Raw genomic sequence first — 18,363 nt, 5'->3', positions numbered from 1 at the left:
CTTTGCGCTCGCCATCGAGCGGCTGGTTCATGGCACCGGCAAGGTTCGCACCGGTGCATTAGGAGATGAAATGACTGAGGAGCGCGTCGAGCGAGTGCTCGCCGAAGTTCACGACGAGTTCGGCATGATCCGGGTCCTGGAAGTGGCCGATTATCGCTTTCTCGAATTTGGCGAGGCCATCGAGCAAAGCTGCGTGTTCACCGCAGACCCCAGTTGGCTGGAGTATGACTACACCCGCGCCATGCTGATTGGGGCGTTGTGCCATGCCGCACCTGAAAGTGCGCTGTTTCTCGGGCTGGGCGCCGGCACCCTGACCCAGGCGTGCCTGAAGTTCCTGCCCCTGGAGGATGTCGAGGCTATCGAACTGCGTCCGGATGTACCGCGCCTGGCCATCGAGTACATGGGACTGGATGATGATCCACGGCTTTATATAAGGATTGGCGATGCCCTGGAATTGCTGGACAGCGCCGAGCCTGCCGACCTGATTTTCGTCGACCTGTACACCGATGTCGGTCCAGGTGTCGGCCATCTGGCCTGGGGGTTTCTGGAAAACTGCCAGAAGCGTCTCAACCCCGGTGGTTGGCTGGTGATCAACCAGTGGGCCACCGATGACGGCAAGCCCCTGGGGGCGGCGTTGTTGCGTGGCCTGTATCACCGGCATTACTGGGAGCTGCCGGTGAAGGAGGGCAATGTGATCCTGATCGTGCCAGCCGACCTGGAGCAGGATCTGGACATGCCGGGCCTGGTGGCCCGGGCCGAGGCCCTGGCGCCGCGCCTGGGCTACTCGTTGCAATCGCTGATCAAGGACATCCGCCCGGCTACCTGAGATCGTTTTGCGGGTGCTGTTAGCTGCCCTTGAACGATCCCGGGCGTTTTTCCTGCATGGCCCTTATGCCCTCCTTGGCATCGTCGCTGTTCATCAGCTTCTGCACCAAGGGGGGCAAGCCCCGGGCGGCTGCGGTCTCTCCCTCGAGGCGCGCCTGGCGCGCCGACAACAGTGTGGCTTGGACCCCCAGTGGCGCCTGTTGGGCGATGCGCTGTGCCAGTTCGATAGCTCGCGGCAAAAGGTCTTCGCTGGCCATGACTTCCTGCACCAGCCCCATCCGCAGGGCCTCGTGGGCATCGAATTCATCCCCGGTCAACAACCAGCGCATGGCGTTGCCCCATCCGGCCAGTTGCGGCAAGCGCAAGGTGGCACCACCGAATGGGAGGATGCCCCTTTGCACCTCCATCTGGGCGAAGCGGGTGTTGCTGGCGCACAGGTTGATGTCGGCGGCCAGCATCAGTTCGATGCCGATGGTCAGGCAATAGCCTTGCACCGCCGTGATCACCGGCTTGCTTACCCGCGGCCCGGCGAACACGCCCCAAGGGTCGCAACCGCCAGGAGGCGCCTGCCAGCCCTGGGCCAGGGCGGCGGCTACATTGGCCAGGTCCAGCCCGGCGGTGAAGTGCTCGCCATGGGCGAAGACCACCGCGACACGTGCCTGGCTGTCGGCCTGGAATTCGCCGTAGGCCAGGCTCAATTGATTGAGTAGTTCCAGATCGAAAGCGTTGCGCTTGGCAATCCGGTCCAGGCCGATGAGGAACAGATGGCCACGTTGTTCACGGCTGACGCGACTGGCGCTGGGCTGATTCATAGGGGGTTGTCCTTGGAAGACAAAAGGGCGGCTGTGGGATGATTTGGCGAATAAAGGTGAACCGATTAAGCGAGGCGCCCATTTACCCGGGGCTTGAGCAAAAGTAGCGTGCCGCCCGACTCTGCGCAAAGCCTGTGGTAATCGGGGGTTGAGCGGATTTTTCCGACAAAAAAAACTCCCTTTTTTAAGTAATTCCGGTATAGTGCGCGCCGGCCTTTAACCGGGCCCCGTTTAGGTAACGCATTTCCCCGAAGTCAGCTTCGGCTGCTTGTCCGCTTCGCGGGCTATCCTTGACGTTCATTTCTTTCAATCGTTTTCGCAAATCCCCGCCGACAAAGCTGCCAGGGTGACTCTCCGAGTCTTACACGGCATGCGCAGCTTTGGAGCATGGGTCTTTGCGGATGCACTTAGAGGCAGACCCATGACCCAGGAAATCGGCGGCTTCGCCGCTCTTGAACTTCATCCCAATATTGTCGCTGCAGTAGTCGCTACCGGCTATGAAGAGCCTTCGGCCATTCAGCAGCAGTCGATTCCGATCATCCTTGCCGGTCACGATATGATTGGCCAGGCGCAAACCGGTACCGGTAAGACCGCTGCCTTTGCCCTGCCTATCCTGAACCGCATCGATCCGTCCAAGCGCGAGCCGCAAGCTCTGATCCTGGCCCCAACCCGTGAGTTGGCGCTGCAAGTAGCAACTGCTTTCGAAACCTACGCCAAGCAAATGCCTGGCGTGACCGTTGTGGCCGTCTATGGCGGTGCGCCGATGGGCCCACAATTGAAAGCAATCCGTAATGGCGCGCAAATCGTTGTCGCCACCCCTGGCCGTCTGTGCGACCACCTGCGTCGTGACGAGAAGGTCCTGGCTACCGTGAACCACCTGGTTCTCGACGAAGCCGACGAAATGCTCAAGCTGGGCTTCATGGATGACCTGGAAGTGATCTTCAAGGCCATGCCGGAGTCCCGCCAGACCGTACTGTTCTCGGCCACTCTGCCGCAGTCGATCCGTGCGATCGCCGAGCGTCACCTGAAGGATCCGAAACACGTCAAGATCCAGAGCAAGACCCAGACCGTTACCGCGATCGAGCAGGCCCACCTGCTGGTTCACGCTGACCAGAAGACTGGCGCGGTCCTGAGCCTGCTGGAAGTCGAAGATTTCGACGCCCTGATCATGTTCGTGCGTACCAAGCAAGCCACCCTGGACCTGGCCAGTGCCCTGGAAGCCAAAGGCTACAAAGCCGCTGCGCTGAACGGCGACATCGCCCAGAACCAGCGCGAGCGCGTGATCGACTCCCTCAAGGATGGCCGCCTGGACATCGTTGTGGCTACCGACGTTGCCGCCCGTGGCCTGGACGTACCGCGCATCACCCACGTATTCAACGTGGACATGCCCTATGATCCGGAATCCTACGTGCACCGCATCGGCCGTACCGGTCGTGCCGGTCGTGAAGGCCGTGCCCTGTTGCTGGTGACCCCGCGTGAGCGTCGCATGCTGCAAGTGATCGAGCGCGTGACTGGCCAGAAGGTTGCCGAAGTTCGACTGCCCGATGCCCAAGCCGTTCTCGATGCGCGCATCAAGAAGCTGACCAACAGCCTGTCGCCGCTGGTTGCCGATGCTGAAGCGACCCATGGCGACCTGCTGGACCGCCTGACTGCCGATATCGGTTGCAGCCCGCGTGCCCTGGCTGCGGCTCTGCTGCGCAAGGCTACCAATGGTCAGGCGCTGAACCTGGCAGCGATCGAGAAAGAGCGTCCGCTGGTGCCGAACAGCGCTCCGCGTGGCGAGCGTTCCGAGCGCTATGGTGATCGTCCTGAGCGTGGTGAGCGTGAGCGTCGCGCACCGATGCCGCTGGCTGAGGGCCGTGCCCGTTGCCGTACTGCGCTGGGTGCGCGCGATGGTATTGCCGCCAAGAACCTGCTGGGGGCGATCCTCAATGAGGGTGGCCTGGCTCGTGAAGCCATCGGCCGGATCCAGGTGCGTGACAGCTTCAGCTTGGTAGAACTGCCGGAAGAAGGCCTGGATCGTTTGCTGACCAAGCTCAAGGACACCCGCGTAGCTGGCAAGCAGCTCAAGCTGCGTCGCTACCGCGAAGATTGATCGGCTCGCGAGCTGATTGATCAGGCAAAGAAATCCCCGACTGGTTCGGGGATTTTTTTTGCCTGCTGCGCCAGCTGTTCAATCGAAGCGATAGATATCCATGCCCAGCGCACCCAGGGTGAAGCCTTGATGGACCAGGCCGAACGTGTCGCCGGCGCCTCGGGCGAAGTACAGCGGTAGCAGGTGTTCATCGCTTGGGTGGCTGCGTACGGCATGGGGGGCCTGTTGTCGATAGGCGTGCAGGGCACTCTCGTCATTGGCAGCCAGGTGCTGGATCATCCAGTCGCGAAAGGCCTTGGCCCAGGGTTCGACGCTTTCCGGGCCGGCATGCCAGTCCAGTTCCCGCAGGTTGTGGGTGATGCTGCCGGAGCCGATCAACAGTACGCCCTGGGCCCTCAGGCTGGCCAAGGCGTGGCCGATGCGAGTCTGCAGGGCCGGTCCTTGCTGGCTGGGGAGCGACAGTTGCACGACCGGGATATCTGCTTGTGGATACATCAGCGATAGCGGTACCCAAGTGCCGTGATCAAAAGGGCGGTGCTCGTCCAGTTGTGCCACGAGGCCGTTGGCCCCCAGCAGCTGCACGACTTGCGCGGCCAGTTCGGGGCTTCCGGGGGCGGGATACTGCACGGCGAACAAGGCCGCCGGGAAACCGCCGAAGTCGTGCCAGGTTTCTGGATGCGGGTGGGCACTGACTCGCAAGTCGCTGCTTTCCCAGTGGGCCGATACCACCAGGATCGCCCGGGGGCGTGGTAGCTGTGCGGCCAGGCGGGCCAATGCCGGACCGCTTTCGCCGGGTTCCAGGGCCAGCATGGGGGAGCCGTGGGAAATGAACAGGCTGGGGAGCATGAAGAAGGTCCTGAGGGTTAAGATGCGCCATCTTCAATCAGGTCATCGATCTAAATCTAATATAAGTTTTAGGGCTTTTTGATCGAATTCCAAGGGTGTCTCATGCAAGCAGATTTTTGGCACAAACGCTGGGAACAGGGGCAGATCGGTTTTCATTCGACAGAGGTCAACCCCTATCTGCAGCAGTACTGGCCAGGCCTTGGCCTGGCAGCGCAGAGCCGGGTGCTGGTGCCGCTGTGCGGCAAGAGCCTGGATTTGCTCTGGCTCGCCGATCGTGGGCATCAGGTGTTGGGTATCGAGCTGTCGCAGAAGGCCGTGGAGGATTTTTTCCATGAGCATCAACTGCAACCAGAGATCCGCCAGCAAGGAGCGTTCACGGTCTATGCCCAGGGGCCGATCCAGATCTGGCGTGGCGATTTTTTCGCCCTGACCGCCCAGGACATCGCCGATTGCACGGCCTTGTACGATCGTGCGGCGATGATTGCCTTGCCCCAGGAAATGCGCCAGCGCTATAGCGCACACCTCAACGGCCTTTTGCCAGCTGGTACTCGTGGCCTGCTGATTACCATGGACTACGATCAGGCCCAGCTGGACGGGCCGCCATTCGCGGTACTGGATGATGAGGTCCGACAGCGTCTGGAGGGCAGTTGGCAACTGCAGGTGGAGACCGAACGGGACATTCTGGGTGAGAGCTGGAAGTTTCTCCAGGGCGGCGTCACCCGCCTGGTGGAGCGGGTCTATCGCCTGGAGAAGCAGCGTGAGCGCTGAGCGTTCCTGAGTCCATGCAAAAGGGCGACTTGCGTCGCCCTTTTGCTGGTTGCCGTACTGCGGATCAACCGCGGCGACGCAGGGCGTCGATGCGATCTTCCAGTGGCGGGTGGCTCAGGAACATGCGAGCCAAGCCTTGCTTGATGCCACCGTTGATGCCAAAGGCATTCAGGGTGTCGGGCATGTGCACTGGCAGGCCTTGCTCCGAACGAAGGCGCTGCAGGGCGCCGATCATCGCATTGGTGCCGGCCAGGCGGGCACCAGCTTCATCGGCACGGTACTCGCGCTGGCGCGAGAACCACATCACGATGGCACTGGCCAGGATGCCCAGGACCAGTTCGGCGACGATGGTCGCCACGTAGTAGGCAATTCCCTGGCCTTCTTCGTTCTTGAAGATCACCTTGTCGACGAAGTTGCCGATGATCCGCGCGAAGAACATCACGAAGGTGTTCACCACGCCCTGGATCAATGCCAGGGTGACCATGTCGCCATTGGCGACGTGGCCGATCTCATGGGCCAGCACGGCCTTCACTTCGTCTGGCGAGAAGCGCTCCAGCAAGCCTTGGCTCACGGCTACCAGGGCGTCGTTCTTGTTCCAGCCGGTGGCGAAGGCATTCGCTTCGTAGGCCGGAAAGATCCCGACCTCCGGCATCTTGATGCCAGCCTCGCGGGACAGTTGTTCAACGGTCTGCAGCAGCCATTGTTCATGGCGGGTGCGCGGTTGGGTGATGATCTGCGTGCTGGTGCTCATCTTCGCCATCCACTTGGAGATGAACAGCGAGAACAGCGAACCGGCGAACCCGAAGACCGCACAGAAAATCAGCAGCTGATTGAGGTTCAGATCAACCCCGTTGGCCGCCATGAACCCGTTGAAGCCGAAAAGGCTCAGGGTGATGCTGGCAATCAGCACGACCGCAAGGTTAGTGGCCAAAAACAGCAGGATTCGCATCATGGTTGTAGAAATCTCCTCAAGCTAAAGATGTTGCGTACCGCGGGGTATATAAGGCGCGACAACGCCCTATTCAATACAGCTTCTATTTCAAACTATGTCGCATGGAAAAGGAGATGACGCTGGCGTGACAGCTTCATGACCAGCCGTCGCACGCAGTCATCACCTGGTTGCAATGCAGACCCTGTGACAGTGGATGCGATGGAAAGTGCAAGCTTAGTAGAGGGGGGCGGAGAAGGTCAGCGAAGATGTGTTGCTGAATTAATCGCAGTGCGATCAGGGAAGGATCGCACTGCGTTATCAGAATTATTGACGGTAGGACTTGAGGAAGTTGCCGATCCGGCCAATGGCCTGTTCCAGGTCGTCGACCCGAGGCAGGGTGACTACGCGGAAGTGGTCCGGCCACGGCCAGTTGAAGGCTGTGCCCTGGACGACCAGGAGCTTTTCCGAAAGCAGCAGGTCGAGGACGAACTTCTCGTCATTGTGGATCGGGCAGACTTTCGGGTCGATCCGCGGGAAGGCATACAGTGCGCCCATGGGCTTGACGCAGCTGACCCCGGGAATGTCGTTGAGCAGTTCCCAGGTGCGGTTGCGCTGTTCCAGCAGGCGGCCAGGCGGCAGGACCAGGTCATTGATGCTCTGGTAGCCGCCCAGGGCGGTCTGGATCGCATGCTGGCTGGGCACGTTGGCGCACAGGCGCATGTTGGCCAGCATGTCGATGCCTTCGATGTAGCTCTGGGCGTGGTGCTTGGGACCGGAGATGGCCACCCAGCCGGAGCGGAAGCCCGCCACGCGGTAGGACTTGGACAAGCCGTTGAAGGTCAGGCACAGCAGGTCCGGGGCCAGGGAGGCGGTGCAGATATGCACGGCGTCATCGTAGAGGATCTTGTCGTAGATCTCGTCGGAGAACACCACCAGGTTGTGCTGGCGCGCCAGCTCCAGCATGCCCAGCAGCACTTCCTTGGGGTACACGGCGCCGGTGGGGTTGTTCGGGTTGATGATCACCAGGGCCTTGGTGTTCGGGGTGATCTTGGCCTTGATGTCGGCGAGGTCGGGCCACCAGTTGGCCTGCTCGTCGCACAGGTAGTGCACCGGATTGCCACCGGCCAGGCTCACCGCGGCGGTCCACAGTGGATAGTCGGGGGCCGGGACCAGCACTTCGTCGCCATTGTTGAGCAGGGCCTGCATGGCCATTACGATCAGCTCGGATACGCCGTTGCCCAGGTAGATATCCTCGATGCCGATGCCTTCCACCTGCTTCTGCTGGTAGTACTGCATCACAGCCTTGCGCGCGCTGAACAGGCCCTTGGAGTCGCTGTAGCCCTGGGCGGTCGGCAGGTTGCGGATCACATCCTGGAGAATCTCGTCCGGTGCCTCGAAACCAAAGGGCGCCGGGTTGCCGATGTTCAGCTTGAGGATGCGATGGCCTTCCTCTTCCAGGCGTTTGGCGTGCTTGAGCACTGGGCCGCGAATGTCATAACAGACGTTGGCGAGCTTGTTCGATTTGCTGACCTGCATGGCGATGTGTTCCCGAAAATGAACGATCCAGGCGGAGGATGAACTACCGTACTGGGAATCCTGCCGTGTGACACCGGCTGTAGCTCGCGCCGGCTGCGGCAGAATCCGTTTGAATGGGTGTAGCGCGGCTGCCAGACTGGCGTCTGACGAGGCGCAATCATACGTGCCGCCCGATCCGTGGAAAAGATACAGATCGGGCTTTTTCCGTTGCAGAGGAAGGACCATGGAAAAGCTGGAAAAAAACCTGGAAGAATGGCGGGCCATGCTCGATCCCGAGCAGTACAACGTCTGCCGGCTCAAGGGCACCGAACGTCCGTTCTCGGGCAAGTACAACGCCACCAAGACCGATGGGGTGTACCACTGCATCTGTTGCAATGAGCCGCTGTTCGACTCCAGGGCCAAATTCGATTCCGGTTGTGGTTGGCCGAGCTTCTACGAGCCCATCGCCGATAGCGCGATGATCGAGATCCGCGACCTGAGCCACGGCATGATCCGCACCGAAGTGGTCTGTGCCAAGTGCGATGCCCACCTGGGCCACGTGTTCCCGGATGGCCCGCCGCCCACCGGCCTGCGCTACTGCATCAACTCCGTCTGCCTGGACCTGGTAGCGCGCTAGGCGAAAGAACGGCTCCATGGAGTAATGCCGATCAACTAAGGAAAGGGTGGGAGCGTGGCTTGCCCGCGATGGACTTCAGAGCACTGGGTTTATCCAGTCGATACGCGCTAGCGTTGACGACCCTCGCGAGCAAGCTTCGCTCCTACAGGGTTCGCCTCGCTTGACTGGCTGGCATTGGGCTCCATGGGGCCCATTTTTTCGTTATTTAAATTGTGCGCAATCTAATTGAGCGCTATTTTTATCCGTTCCCAACCTTCAATGGAGTTGCTGCCATGACCGATGCGTTGCTGACCATTCCCTGCACCACCATCAAGGGTGAGCAGAAAACCCTGGCGGATTTCGCTGGCAAGGCCGTGCTGGTGGTCAATACCGCCAGCAAGTGCGGATTCACGCCCCAGTACAAGGGGCTGGAGGAACTGTGGCAGACCTACCGGGACCAGGGCCTGGTGGTTCTGGGCTTTCCGTGCAATCAGTTCGGCAAGCAGGAGCCGGGCGACGAGGGCGCGATCTCCGAGTTCTGTGAGTTGAACTATGGCGTGAGCTTCCCGCTGTTCAAGAAGATCGAGGTCAATGGCGAAGGTGCCCATCCATTGTTCGTCCAGTTGAAGAAGCGGGCTCCCGGGCTCCTGGGGTCCCAGGGGATCAAGTGGAACTTCACCAAGTTCCTGATCGATCGTGAGGGACGGTTGGTCAAGCGTTTCGCTCCGACCACCAAGCCCCAGGACCTGACTCGAGAGATCGAAGCCCTGCTCAAATGAACGACTCGTCCGTGGACTCACTCAAGCTCGATAGCCAACTGTGCTTCAAGTTGTATGCCGCATCCCGGGCCGTGGTGCGCGGCTACAAGCCGATGCTCGATCGCCTCGGCCTGACTTACCCGCAATACCTGGTGATGCTGGTGTTGTGGGAGTGGCATGCACAGCCTCCGCCCCTGCCGACGGTCAAGGCCCTGGGCGAGCGGCTGGCGCTGGACTCCGGCACCCTGACCCCCTTGCTCAAGCGCCTGGAACAACTGCAACTGGTGCAACGCCGGCGTTCCGGTCGTGATGAGCGCGAGGTGCACCTGAGCCTGAGCGAGGCGGGACTGGCCCTGCGCGAGCAAGTCCCGCCGCTCAAGGCGGCGCTGCTGTGCGACAGCGGAGTCGATCTGGACAATCTGGGCCAGCTGCGTGATGGCCTCGATCGCTTGCTGCAACAGATCAGAGTTTTGTCGTAGTCGGTACCCAGAGGTCCAGCAGGGCGATCAGCTCTTCACGCCGGAAGGGCTTGGCCAGGTAGTCGCTCATCCCGGCAGCACGGCAGCGCTCGCGCTCCTCGGGCATGGCGTTGGCGGTCAGGGCGATGATCGGCAGGTCCGGCCAGCGCCCGCTGCGGCGGATCTGCCGGCTGGCCTCGTAGCCGTTCATGACCGGCATGTTGCAGTCCATCAGGATCAGGTCGAAGGCGCTGTGTTCCAGCTGGTTGAGCGCATCCAGGCCATGGGCGGCCACGGTGACCGAGCACCCCAGCTTGCTCAGCATGCCCTTGGCCACCAGTTGGTTCACCGGGTTGTCTTCTACCAGCAGGATGTTCGCCCGGCGGATCTGCGCCGGCATTTCCAGCTGTGCATCGTTGAGCGTGACGGGCTCGGCCTGCAGTGAGCGCCGCAAGGTCTGATACAGCGCATTGCGCGCCAGCGGCCGCGCCTGTTGTTGCAGCGGTGCCAGGGCACTGGCCTGCTCGCTGGGCAGGAAGCTGCCGTAGGCGGTCACCAGCAGGATCGGTGCATTGATGGCCGGGCGCAGGCCGAACAGGCACTCCGGGCAGTCGGTAATCAGCAGGTCGGGATGCCGCCCGGCCAGGGAGTCCTCGATGTTGCACCGCTGGTAGCTCAGGCCCCAGGCCGGCAGGAGGCTGTCCAGCAGTTCCGCCAGGCCGCTGCCGGCGTCGGTGATGGCAATGATCTTGCCGGACAGCATCGGCAGCGGTGTCGCCGGGGTGTGGCATGGCAGTGGCAGGTCCGCGCAGAATTGGCTGCCGAAGCCGACTTCCGAGCTGATGCTCAGGCGGCCGTTCATGGCCTCGCAGAGGTTATAGGTCAGTGCCAGGCCCAGCCCGGTGCCGCCAAATTGCCGGGTAATGCCGGCACCTGCCTGGGTGTAGGGCTGGAAGATCTTGGCCTGGGCTTCCTGGGCGATACCGATGCCGGTATCGCAGATTTCGATACGTACTCCATCGCCCAGGGTACTCAGGCGCACATCGACCCGGCCGAAACGCGTGAACTTGAGGGCATTGGACAGTAAGTTGCTGACAATCTGCCGCACTCGCGTTGGGTCCCCCAGGACCAGCGCGGGGAAGTCCGGGGCAATCAGGCAAGCCAACTCGACGCTGGCCGCCGCGTTCTGCGACAACAGGTTGGCGGTGTCCTCCACCAGGACCCCGAGATCGAAGGGAATGTGCTCGAGCTCCAGTTGTCCGGCGTCGAACTTGGACATATCGAGGATATCGTTGAGCAACTCCACCAGGACCTTGCCGGAGTCGTGGGCAATGGACAGTTGCTGGCGTTGCTCCGGGTTCAGCGGGCTGTCCAGGGACAAGGCGATCATGCCCAGCAGGCCGTTGAGTGGGGTGCGGATCTCGTGGCTCATGGTGGCCAGGAACGCAGCACGTGCCTGGGCCATGTCCAGTGCTGTGCGTCGCGCCGCTTCCAGTTCTTCGTTGGACTGGCTGAGGCGGGCATTGCTGGCCTTGAGTTCGGTGGTACGGGCCGAAACGATGTTCTCCAGCTGCCCGAGGTACTCGGTCAGGCGATTTTCGGCATTGCGCCGCTGCTGGATTTCGGTGGTCATGATCTCGAACTGCTGGTTGGCGACCTTGACCAGCACCCCGACCTCGTCGTTTTCATGGCCAGGAGGAAACTCCAGCTTGGCCTGCTGGGCACTGCGCGGGTCGCGGCTGCTGAGTTCGCGGATCACACCGACCAAGGGCTTGGTCAGCATCACGTAGAACAACCCCAGGAGAATCCCGGTGAGGATCAGGCTGCGGGCAAACCCGTTGATCAGGGTGACTTCGGCGCGGCGCAGGAAGCGGCTGCCGAAAGCGTAGGTGTCGACATCCAGGTGCAGGGAGCCCAGGGACTCCTCCGGCAGGTGGCTGAGGTACAGGCGATCCTCGAACTGGCGGTCGGCGCCGAACAGGAAGTCGCTGATGGCCCGGTAGCGGCTTTGCAGCGGTGGGCGCTCGACATTGGCCAGCAAGGTATTGTTATTGTCGATCAACTGCGCACGGATGATTGCCGGGGAGCGCAGCAGGCCCAGGGTCAATTCCTGGGCCAGTTCGGAATCGATGTTGTAGGCGATCCGTGAGGCCGGATTGTGACTGATTTCCAGTAACGCATGGATTTCACGATTGATGGAGGCGTCTTCGCTGGCATAATCGATGCCGATTTGCAGCAGACTGAGCGCGGTCCCCAGAATGAAACCCACCACCACGGTGAGCCGAGCCTGTTTATAGGACAGGCGGTTGGTGAAATTGATATCCATGGGGAGTTGAACCACTTTCGTTTCCCTTCGCTGCGCAAGCATAGCTGATCATCTTGGGTTGCCGGCTTGGCCTGGCAGCAGCTGATAAGGCGATAGACCCCTCGATCAGGACTGCGTTTCGTCTGTGTGCCGCATCATTACCTTGAACGTGCCTGAGGAAAAGTCGTGGATGCTCGATTGATTGCATTTCTTGAACGCGCCGATGCGGTTCTGGCCCGGATCGAACCCCTGTTGCCAACCCCGCGCCAGTCTATCGACTGGAGTCAGTGTCTGGCTGCTCGCTGGCAACGCGAAGGCCGCAGCGGTTTTCTGCTGCCACTGGAGGTCAGCCTGGACATGCGCCTGAGCGACCTGATCGGGGTCGACAAGCAACGTGAACAGCTGGCGCGCAATACCCAGCAGTTCCTCGACGGCCTGCCGGCCAACCATGCCCTGCTCTGGGGCTCGCGTGGCACTGGCAAGTCCTCTCTGGTGCGGGCGCTGCTGGCCGAGCACGCCAAGAGCGGCCTGCGCCTGATCGAGATCGAGCGCGACCACCTGGCGGACCTGCCGCGAGTGGTGGAGCAACTGGTCAAGCTGCCCCAGCGTTTCGTGCTGTTTTGCGACGACCTGTCCTTCGAGTCGGGCGAGGGCGACTATCGGGTGCTCAAGAGCGTGCTCGATGGCTCCCTGGAACAGGCCCCGGAGAACGTCCTGCTCTACGCCACCTCGAACCGCCGGCACCTTGTACCGGAAAAGGAGAGCGATAACGAGAACTGGAAGCGCGTCGATGGCGAACTGCACCCCAGCGAAGCGGTGGAAGACAAGATCGCTCTGTCGGACCGCTTCGGCCTGTGGTTGTCGTTCTACCCCTTTACCCAGGAGCACTTCCTCAATGTGGTCGAGCACTGGATCGGCGAGCTGGCAGGCAAGGCCGGCCTGAAGTGGCAGCGCGACGAGGCGCTGGACATTCTCGCGGTGCGCTGGGCCACCGGCCGTGGTAACCGCAATGGCCGCTGTGCCTATCAATTTGCCCGCTACTGGGTGGGCTTGCAGTTGTTGGAGCAAAACGCATGATCGATTTACAAGGGACCGGACAGGGCCTGGACGGCTATGGGTTGCTGTGCGCCCAGTTGGAGGCGCTGCTGGCCGATGAGCGCGACTTCATCGCCAACGCAGCGCAATTCTCCGCATTCCTGTTCAGCCAGCTCGAGGACTTGAACTGGGCCGGGTTCTACCTCAATCGCAACCAGGAGCTGGTACTGGGCCCGTTCCAGGGCCAGATCGCCTGTGTGCGCATTCCTTTCGGGCGCGGTGTGTGTGGTGCCGCGGCGGCCACCTTGCAAACCCAGCGAGTGGAAGATGTGCACGCGTTTGCCGGGCATATCGCTTGTGACAGCGCGTCCAACAGTGAACTGGTGGTACCGCTGGTCAAGGAGGGCCGACTGATCGGTGTGCTCGACCTGGACAGCCCGAAGCTGGCGCGCTTTGGGGCAGAAGACCAGGCAGGTATCGAGCGCCTGGCGCAGATCTTCCTGGACGCCAGCGACTGCTGAGCCTTCAGTGGCCCAGTCCGGCCTTGCTCAGCAAGGCCGCCTGGTCCACCGGGTCGATCTGCTGCGGCGTCAGGAAGCGCTCGGCGTACTGCTGGTAGATCCGCTGCTGGATGAACAGCTGGAACAGCTGCGGATCGATATGGGCATCGCGGCACATCATGGCCATGATGCCCAGCGCTTCGCTCAGGGTCTTGCCCTTCTTGTAGGGTCGGTCTGCGGCGGTCAGGGCTTCGAAGATGTCGGCGATGGCCATCATGCGGGCCGGCAGGCTCATCTGCTCGCGCTTGAGCTGTCGCGGATAACCGCTGCCGTCCATTTTCTCGTGATGGCCACCGGCGATTTCCGCCACGTTCTGCAGGTGGCTCGGGAAGGGCAGGTGCTCGAGCATGATGATGGTCTGCACGATGTGGTGATTGATCACATAGCGCTCCTCGGCGGTGAGGGTGCCCCGGGGAATGCTCAGGTTGTACAGCTCGCCACGGTTGTACTTGTGGAGCGGCATCTGCAGCTTGAAGCCCCAGGGATTGTCCGCCGCGAGGATCTCCGTGCTGTCACGTTCCAGCAGGTGGTCGGGGCGGTCGGCCAGCAGCGGTTCATCCACTGGCAGTTCGGGGGCGGGCGTGCGCTCCAGGCGCTGGCTTTCTGCCCAGGACACGCCCAGGCGGTTGTCCAGGGTCCGGCTCCAGGTCCGTTGGGCGATGCGTTGCAGTCGCTGCTGGTCGGCCTCGGCCATGAACTCGGCACCGAGGTTGCAGTGGGCGACGAAGGCGAATTCCTCGTCCAGTTGTTGCAGGCGTGCATCGCGTTCGCTGGCCTGGGGCACCTCTTCGGCACCTTGGGCCAGTGCTTTCCAGTAGTCGATCCAGACATCGCGCTTGAGCACCTCGAAGCGGGTGCGAATCTCATGGATACGATCGTTCAGGGTTTCCAGCTTGGTGGCTTTGTCCACCACGTACTCGGGGGTGGTTACCTTGCCGCAGTCGTGTAGCCAGGACGCGACATGCAAGGCCTCCCAGTCGTCCTCGCTGGGCTGGTAGGCGGCGAATCCGGGCTCCTGGCTGGCTGCGGCAGCTTCGGCCAGCATCAGCATCAGCGCCGGTACCCGCTGGCAATGGCCGCCGGTATAGGGGCTCTTGGCGTCGATGGCACCGGCCAGCAGCTGGATGAAGGCGTCCAGCAGTTGCTTCTGTTTGTTCTGCAGGCGCTGGCTTTCGATACACAGTGCCGCGGTGGCTGATACCGCCTGGATGAAGGCGATGCGGTCCGGGCCGAGCTTGTCCATGTCGGCCTCGCTGCCGCTGTCTACCAGGAACAGCAGGAGCATGCCCACCGTCTCGTTGTGCCGGTTGCGCAAGCGCACGCCCACCAGGTGGGCGCTGGGGCTGTCCAGGGTCAGCAGGATACGTTGCAGGTTGCCGGCCTGCTCGAAGCCCAGGGTGGTGACCACGTTGTCGTTGTTCGCCAGTTGTTGCAGCCAGGCTGGGTTATGCGGGTCGGCCAGGTCCTGGGTGGCGATATCGAAGGGCGAGAGGTCCTGGGGTTGCTCGTCGATGATCAGGCCATGGGGTTCCAGGCGCGTGCCCTTGCTTTCACAGAGATAGATCAGCCCGGCCTGGGCCTGGGCGATCTTCACCGTCTCGAACAGCACTCGTTGCAGCAGGGGATCGAAACGGGTTTGCGAGGACAGGCTGGCGTTGATCTCGAAGAAGCTGGCCAGGGTGCTCTTCATTCGGGTCATGGACACGCTCAGTTGATCCACTTCCAGGACCGGAGAGCGGCGTGATGCCGGGTAGTGGAAGTCGAAGCTGCGGATGGCATCGGCTTCCTGCACCAGGTTACGCAACGGACGGACCAGGATGCGTGATATCAGCCAGCCTAGGGGCAGGCACAGCAACAGGGTCGTCAGGGTGATCAGCGCACCTTGCCAGCGCAAGCGGTAGGCATCGGCCAGCAACTCGTCCTCGGGTACCAGTAGGTTCAGTTGCAGGCCGCCGGGTCCGCCTTCGACGATATGGCTGCTGGCAACTATCCAGTCGCGACCCTGGACTTGCAGATGGCCGTCCACGGTCTGGCCTTGAAACAGGGCGTTGAGCACCGGGTTCAGGTCACTGGCCTGGATCAGGCGGGCGGAGCGCTGTTCCACCAGCAATCTGTGGCTCTCGGGATAGGCCACGACGTTGCCCAGGTCGTCCAGCAAGGCCACTTCGGTGGTGGCGGTGACGCGGTGCTTGGCCAGGGTCGAAGACAGTTGCTCCAGGGTCAGGTCGGCGGCGATCACGGCCATCTTGCCGCTGCTGCGGGCCAGGGTGGTGCCGACATTCAGCGTGGAATAGAAGACATACGGCCGGGTGGTGATCTGGTCGGCATTGCCTCGGGCATTGGCGAACCAGTCCCGGGTCCGGGGATCGTAGCGCTCGTCGGGGTGATCCAGGCGCCCGAGCAGCACCAGGTTTGCGTCATAGAACAACGATTGCGAATTGACCTGGCCAGTACTGGCGTTGCGCTCGATGCTCCATACCTCATAGGCACTGTTGGCGGGAGCCTGGCGCTTGTCCTTGATCTCGCTGTTGCGCAACGGCCGCACCATGAAGAAGTCACCGTTGGCGTACCCCAGGTACAGCGATGCCAGGTCGGAATTGTCCAACAGGGACTGGCTGAATGGCTGGAGCAACTCCAGCCGCTGCTCCAGGTTCGGTGCCTGGGTCGCCGACCTGGTCGCCAACAGGCTCAGCACATGGCGGATCGGTTCGTAGGTGGATCTCAGGTCGCTGCGTACGTCCTGTTCTATGCGTTGGAACAGTTTTTCGCTGCTGCCGAGAATGATGCTTGTGGTGGCCTGATAGTTGTAGATGCCCAGCACCACTCCGGTCAGGAGCAGCAACAGGGTGAACATCGCACTGATATGAATATGGAGGGGGAGACGGCGTTGTGCGGGCAATGGCGTGCTCGGCATTCCAGTTCTCTCCAAAGGCACATCAGGCATGACTCAGGAACCAAGCATAGTTAAGGCAGGCATTCCTGCTGCGATCTTGCTTGGAAGTTGATGGCGTTCACTCATTCGCAGATGAGGGCGCGAGGGAGAGGATAGTGGCTTTTTGATATTTGTCTGGCAAGGGACGTTTTTTAGTCGCGCTTGCCAGGCTCTCGGGTGGCAACGGCGGGTGTGGTGAAGCCCATGGCTTAGGGCGATTCGGCAATCGCTTGTCGATGACGCTCAAGATGTCGATGCAGGGATTGGGTGAACCGCACCAGCTCCAGGTCCAGCTCATCCACAGCGTTGCCGATCAGTTCGGCTCCAGCGCCTCCCAGGCACGCCAGCTCGAGGGCTTCGCAACATTCATGCAACGCTTCGGCTCCGGCCATCAGCGCCGAGCCCTTGATCTTGTGGGCCAGTGGGCGCAGTTCCTGGAGATTGTCGGGGCTGATCCGCACCAGCAGGCGGCGGTCGTCATGACAGCATTGCAGCAACTCCTTGAGCAGGCGCAGGGCAAATTGCGGTTCGCCACGGGTCAGGGTCCGCAAGGCCGCCATGTTGAAACAGTCTGCCCGGGGCTGTGGATCGAGCATGGCCAGCTTATGGCTCAGCAAGCCGATGCTGAGGGGCTTGAACAGGCAGTCGTGCATGCCGGCATCCAGGCAACGCTGGACTGTCTGCGGGTCGTTGCTGGCGCTATAGCCGATCAGGGTGATCGCAGGTCGTCGCTCCAGGGCTTCATCCTGGCGTATGGCCTCGGCCAGTTCATAGCCGTTCATCACGGGCATGTTGCAGTCGACGATCAGCAAGTCGAAGTCCCCGGATTTCCACTGCTGGTAGGCCTGCAATCCGTCCGCGGCACTGGTGACACGGTGCCCGAGGTATTCCAACTGCCCACGTAGCAGCACCAGGCTCGCGGGGTGATCGTCCGCCAGCAGGATATCCAGTGGCTGGCTGGTGGAGGGCAGTACGGCTTCCTCCTTGGCCGGGACAGGCTGCGTGCGACCGGTCAGCGGTAGCCTGACGCGCGCTTCGCTACCGGGGCCGTTGCGCCCGTGCAGGGTCAGGCTGCCCCCCATCTTCTGGCACAGGTGATGGCTGATGGGCAGGCCGAGCCCGGTGCTGTCCCGGGCCGACTGACCGTCAGGCGTGGATTGGGCGAAAGGCTGCAACAGCACGCGCTGGCGCTGTGATTCGGCAATGCCGATGCCTGTGTCCAGCACCTGCAGGCGCAGCTTGAAGCGCCCCGGGTGCTTGTCGGGCACCAGCCGCAGCCTGACCCGGACCTCGCCCCGATGGGTGAACTTGATGGCGTTGCTCAACAGGTTCGATAGCACCTGCTTGAAGCGCAGGGCGTCGATCAGGACCAGAGGCTCGGGGTCCGGGACCTGGTACTCAAGGTTCAGCTCCAGGTGCTTCTGGCGGGCCAGGATCAGGAAGATGCTCATCACCGAATCGACGCAATCGCGCAGGTATGTCCAATCCGGGGCCAGCGACATTTGCCCGGATTCGATCCGGGTTACATCCAGCAGGTCAGCCAGCAACTCCCGCAGGTCCCCGGCCGCCCCAAGCGCCAGTTCGATGGAGGAACGGTTCGGGTCCTGGGCCTGGGTGCGCTGCAGCACCAGCTCCAGCAAGCCGATGAGGGCATTGAGCGGCGTGCGTATTTCATGACCGATGTTGCCCAGGAAGCGGCTTTTTATCCGGCTGGCCTCTTCGGCCTGTTGCTTGTCGGCTTGCAGGGCCTGGCTCGTGCGCAACGTTGCCTGCAGCAATCGGTTACCTTGGCGCAGTTGCCGATACAACCAGGCCTGGCCCAGCAAGGCCGCCAGTAGCAACGTGGTCATTGCGCTCAGCGCGGGGTGTTGCAGCAGGAAGTCGATCATTGCCGTGGTTCATCCACA

14 protein-coding genes and 1 pseudogene are annotated in these 18,363 nt (G+C 61.9%); 8 read left to right on the top strand and 7 right to left on the bottom strand.

All coding sequences use genetic code 11. The features are described from left to right. The first annotated feature begins 70 nt into the window (after positions 1-70). Entirely contained in the window at positions 71-826 is a 756-nt protein-coding gene (locus tag I9018_RS22305) for a spermidine synthase (protein ID WP_068581667.1), read from the top strand. A gap of 19 nt (positions 827-845) precedes the next feature. Here the strand turns inward: I9018_RS22305 and I9018_RS22300 are convergent, their stop codons facing one another. Next, positions 846-1,637 (bottom strand): crotonase/enoyl-CoA hydratase family protein, encoded by a 792-nt coding sequence (locus tag I9018_RS22300; protein ID WP_241107536.1) that lies wholly within the window; start codon positions 1,635-1,637, stop codon positions 846-848. Between the two features lie 387 nt (positions 1,638-2,024). Between I9018_RS22300 and I9018_RS22295 the strand changes: the two are divergent. Then, positions 2,025-3,732: pseudogene (locus I9018_RS22295) on the top strand (DEAD/DEAH box helicase). Between the two features lie 78 nt (positions 3,733-3,810). Here the strand turns inward: I9018_RS22295 and I9018_RS22290 are convergent. Further along, positions 3,811-4,578, bottom strand: coding sequence for a class III extradiol ring-cleavage dioxygenase (locus I9018_RS22290; RefSeq protein WP_068581658.1), 768 nt, complete (start codon positions 4,576-4,578; stop codon positions 3,811-3,813). A gap of 102 nt (positions 4,579-4,680) precedes the next feature. Between I9018_RS22290 and I9018_RS22285 the strand changes: the two genes are divergently transcribed. Continuing rightward, on the top strand, positions 4,681-5,346 hold the full coding sequence (locus tag I9018_RS22285) for a thiopurine S-methyltransferase (RefSeq protein ID WP_068581655.1): 666 nt from the start codon (positions 4,681-4,683) through the stop codon (positions 5,344-5,346). A gap of 64 nt (positions 5,347-5,410) precedes the next feature. On the opposite strand, the gene htpX is transcribed toward I9018_RS22285, so the two are convergent. Both htpX and I9018_RS22275 read right to left on the bottom strand, forming a co-directional pair. Further along, a complete protein-coding gene (htpX, locus tag I9018_RS22280) occupies positions 5,411-6,298 on the bottom strand; it encodes a protease HtpX (RefSeq protein WP_068581651.1) in 888 nt (295 codons plus the stop codon). Positions 6,299-6,601: 303 nt separating this feature from the next. Then, on the bottom strand, positions 6,602-7,813 hold the full coding sequence (locus I9018_RS22275) for a pyridoxal phosphate-dependent aminotransferase (protein ID WP_068581647.1): 1,212 nt from the start codon (positions 7,811-7,813) through the stop codon (positions 6,602-6,604). Between the two features lie 223 nt (positions 7,814-8,036). On the opposite strand from I9018_RS22275, the gene msrB reads away from it, so the two are divergent. The 3 genes from msrB to I9018_RS22260 all read left to right on the top strand — a co-directional run bounded on the left by msrB (position 8,037) and on the right by I9018_RS22260 (position 9,645). Then, on the top strand, positions 8,037-8,429 hold the full coding sequence (gene msrB / locus I9018_RS22270; protein WP_241107535.1) for a peptide-methionine (R)-S-oxide reductase MsrB: 393 nt from the start codon (positions 8,037-8,039) through the stop codon (positions 8,427-8,429). Between the two features lie 272 nt (positions 8,430-8,701). Further along, positions 8,702-9,187, top strand: a complete 486-nt coding sequence (locus tag I9018_RS22265) for a glutathione peroxidase (protein ID WP_241107534.1) — start codon at positions 8,702-8,704, stop codon at positions 9,185-9,187. Then, positions 9,184-9,645 (top strand): MarR family transcriptional regulator, encoded by a 462-nt coding sequence (locus tag I9018_RS22260; protein ID WP_241107533.1) that lies wholly within the window; start codon positions 9,184-9,186, stop codon positions 9,643-9,645. The genes I9018_RS22265 and I9018_RS22260 overlap by 4 nt, the downstream gene beginning before the upstream one ends. Here the strand turns inward: I9018_RS22260 and I9018_RS22255 are convergent. After that, positions 9,629-11,950: a response regulator gene (locus I9018_RS22255; protein ID WP_068581633.1), complete on the bottom strand. Its 2,322-nt coding sequence runs from the start codon at positions 11,948-11,950 to the stop codon at positions 9,629-9,631. The genes I9018_RS22260 and I9018_RS22255 overlap by 17 nt on opposite strands. A 165-nt stretch (positions 11,951-12,115) precedes the next feature. Between I9018_RS22255 and I9018_RS22250 the strand changes: the two genes are divergently transcribed. Together I9018_RS22250 and I9018_RS22245 are read left to right on the top strand one after the other, a co-directional pair. After that, positions 12,116-13,006 (top strand): ATP-binding protein, encoded by an 891-nt coding sequence (locus I9018_RS22250; RefSeq protein ID WP_068581631.1) that lies wholly within the window; start codon positions 12,116-12,118, stop codon positions 13,004-13,006. Next, positions 13,003-13,485 (top strand): GAF domain-containing protein, encoded by a 483-nt coding sequence (locus tag I9018_RS22245; protein ID WP_241107532.1) that lies wholly within the window; start codon positions 13,003-13,005, stop codon positions 13,483-13,485. The genes I9018_RS22250 and I9018_RS22245 overlap by 4 nt, the downstream gene beginning before the upstream one ends. 4 nt (positions 13,486-13,489) lie before the next feature. Here the strand turns inward: I9018_RS22245 and I9018_RS22240 are convergent, their stop codons facing one another. Continuing rightward, positions 13,490-16,438: an HD domain-containing phosphohydrolase gene (locus tag I9018_RS22240; protein ID WP_241107531.1), complete on the bottom strand. Its 2,949-nt coding sequence runs from the start codon at positions 16,436-16,438 to the stop codon at positions 13,490-13,492. 227 nt (positions 16,439-16,665) lie between these two features. After that, positions 16,666-18,345, bottom strand: a complete 1,680-nt coding sequence (locus I9018_RS22235; RefSeq protein WP_241107530.1) for a response regulator — start codon at positions 18,343-18,345, stop codon at positions 16,666-16,668. Positions 18,346-18,363 lie beyond the last annotated feature (18 nt).

The sequence above is a fragment of the Pseudomonas sp. MPFS genome (assembly GCF_022537035.1).
Classification (GTDB): Bacteria; Pseudomonadota; Gammaproteobacteria; order Pseudomonadales; family Pseudomonadaceae; genus Aquipseudomonas; species Aquipseudomonas sessilinigenes.
The sequence above is the reverse complement of the archived record's forward strand: the minus strand, read 5'-3'. Positions and strand labels throughout refer to the sequence as shown.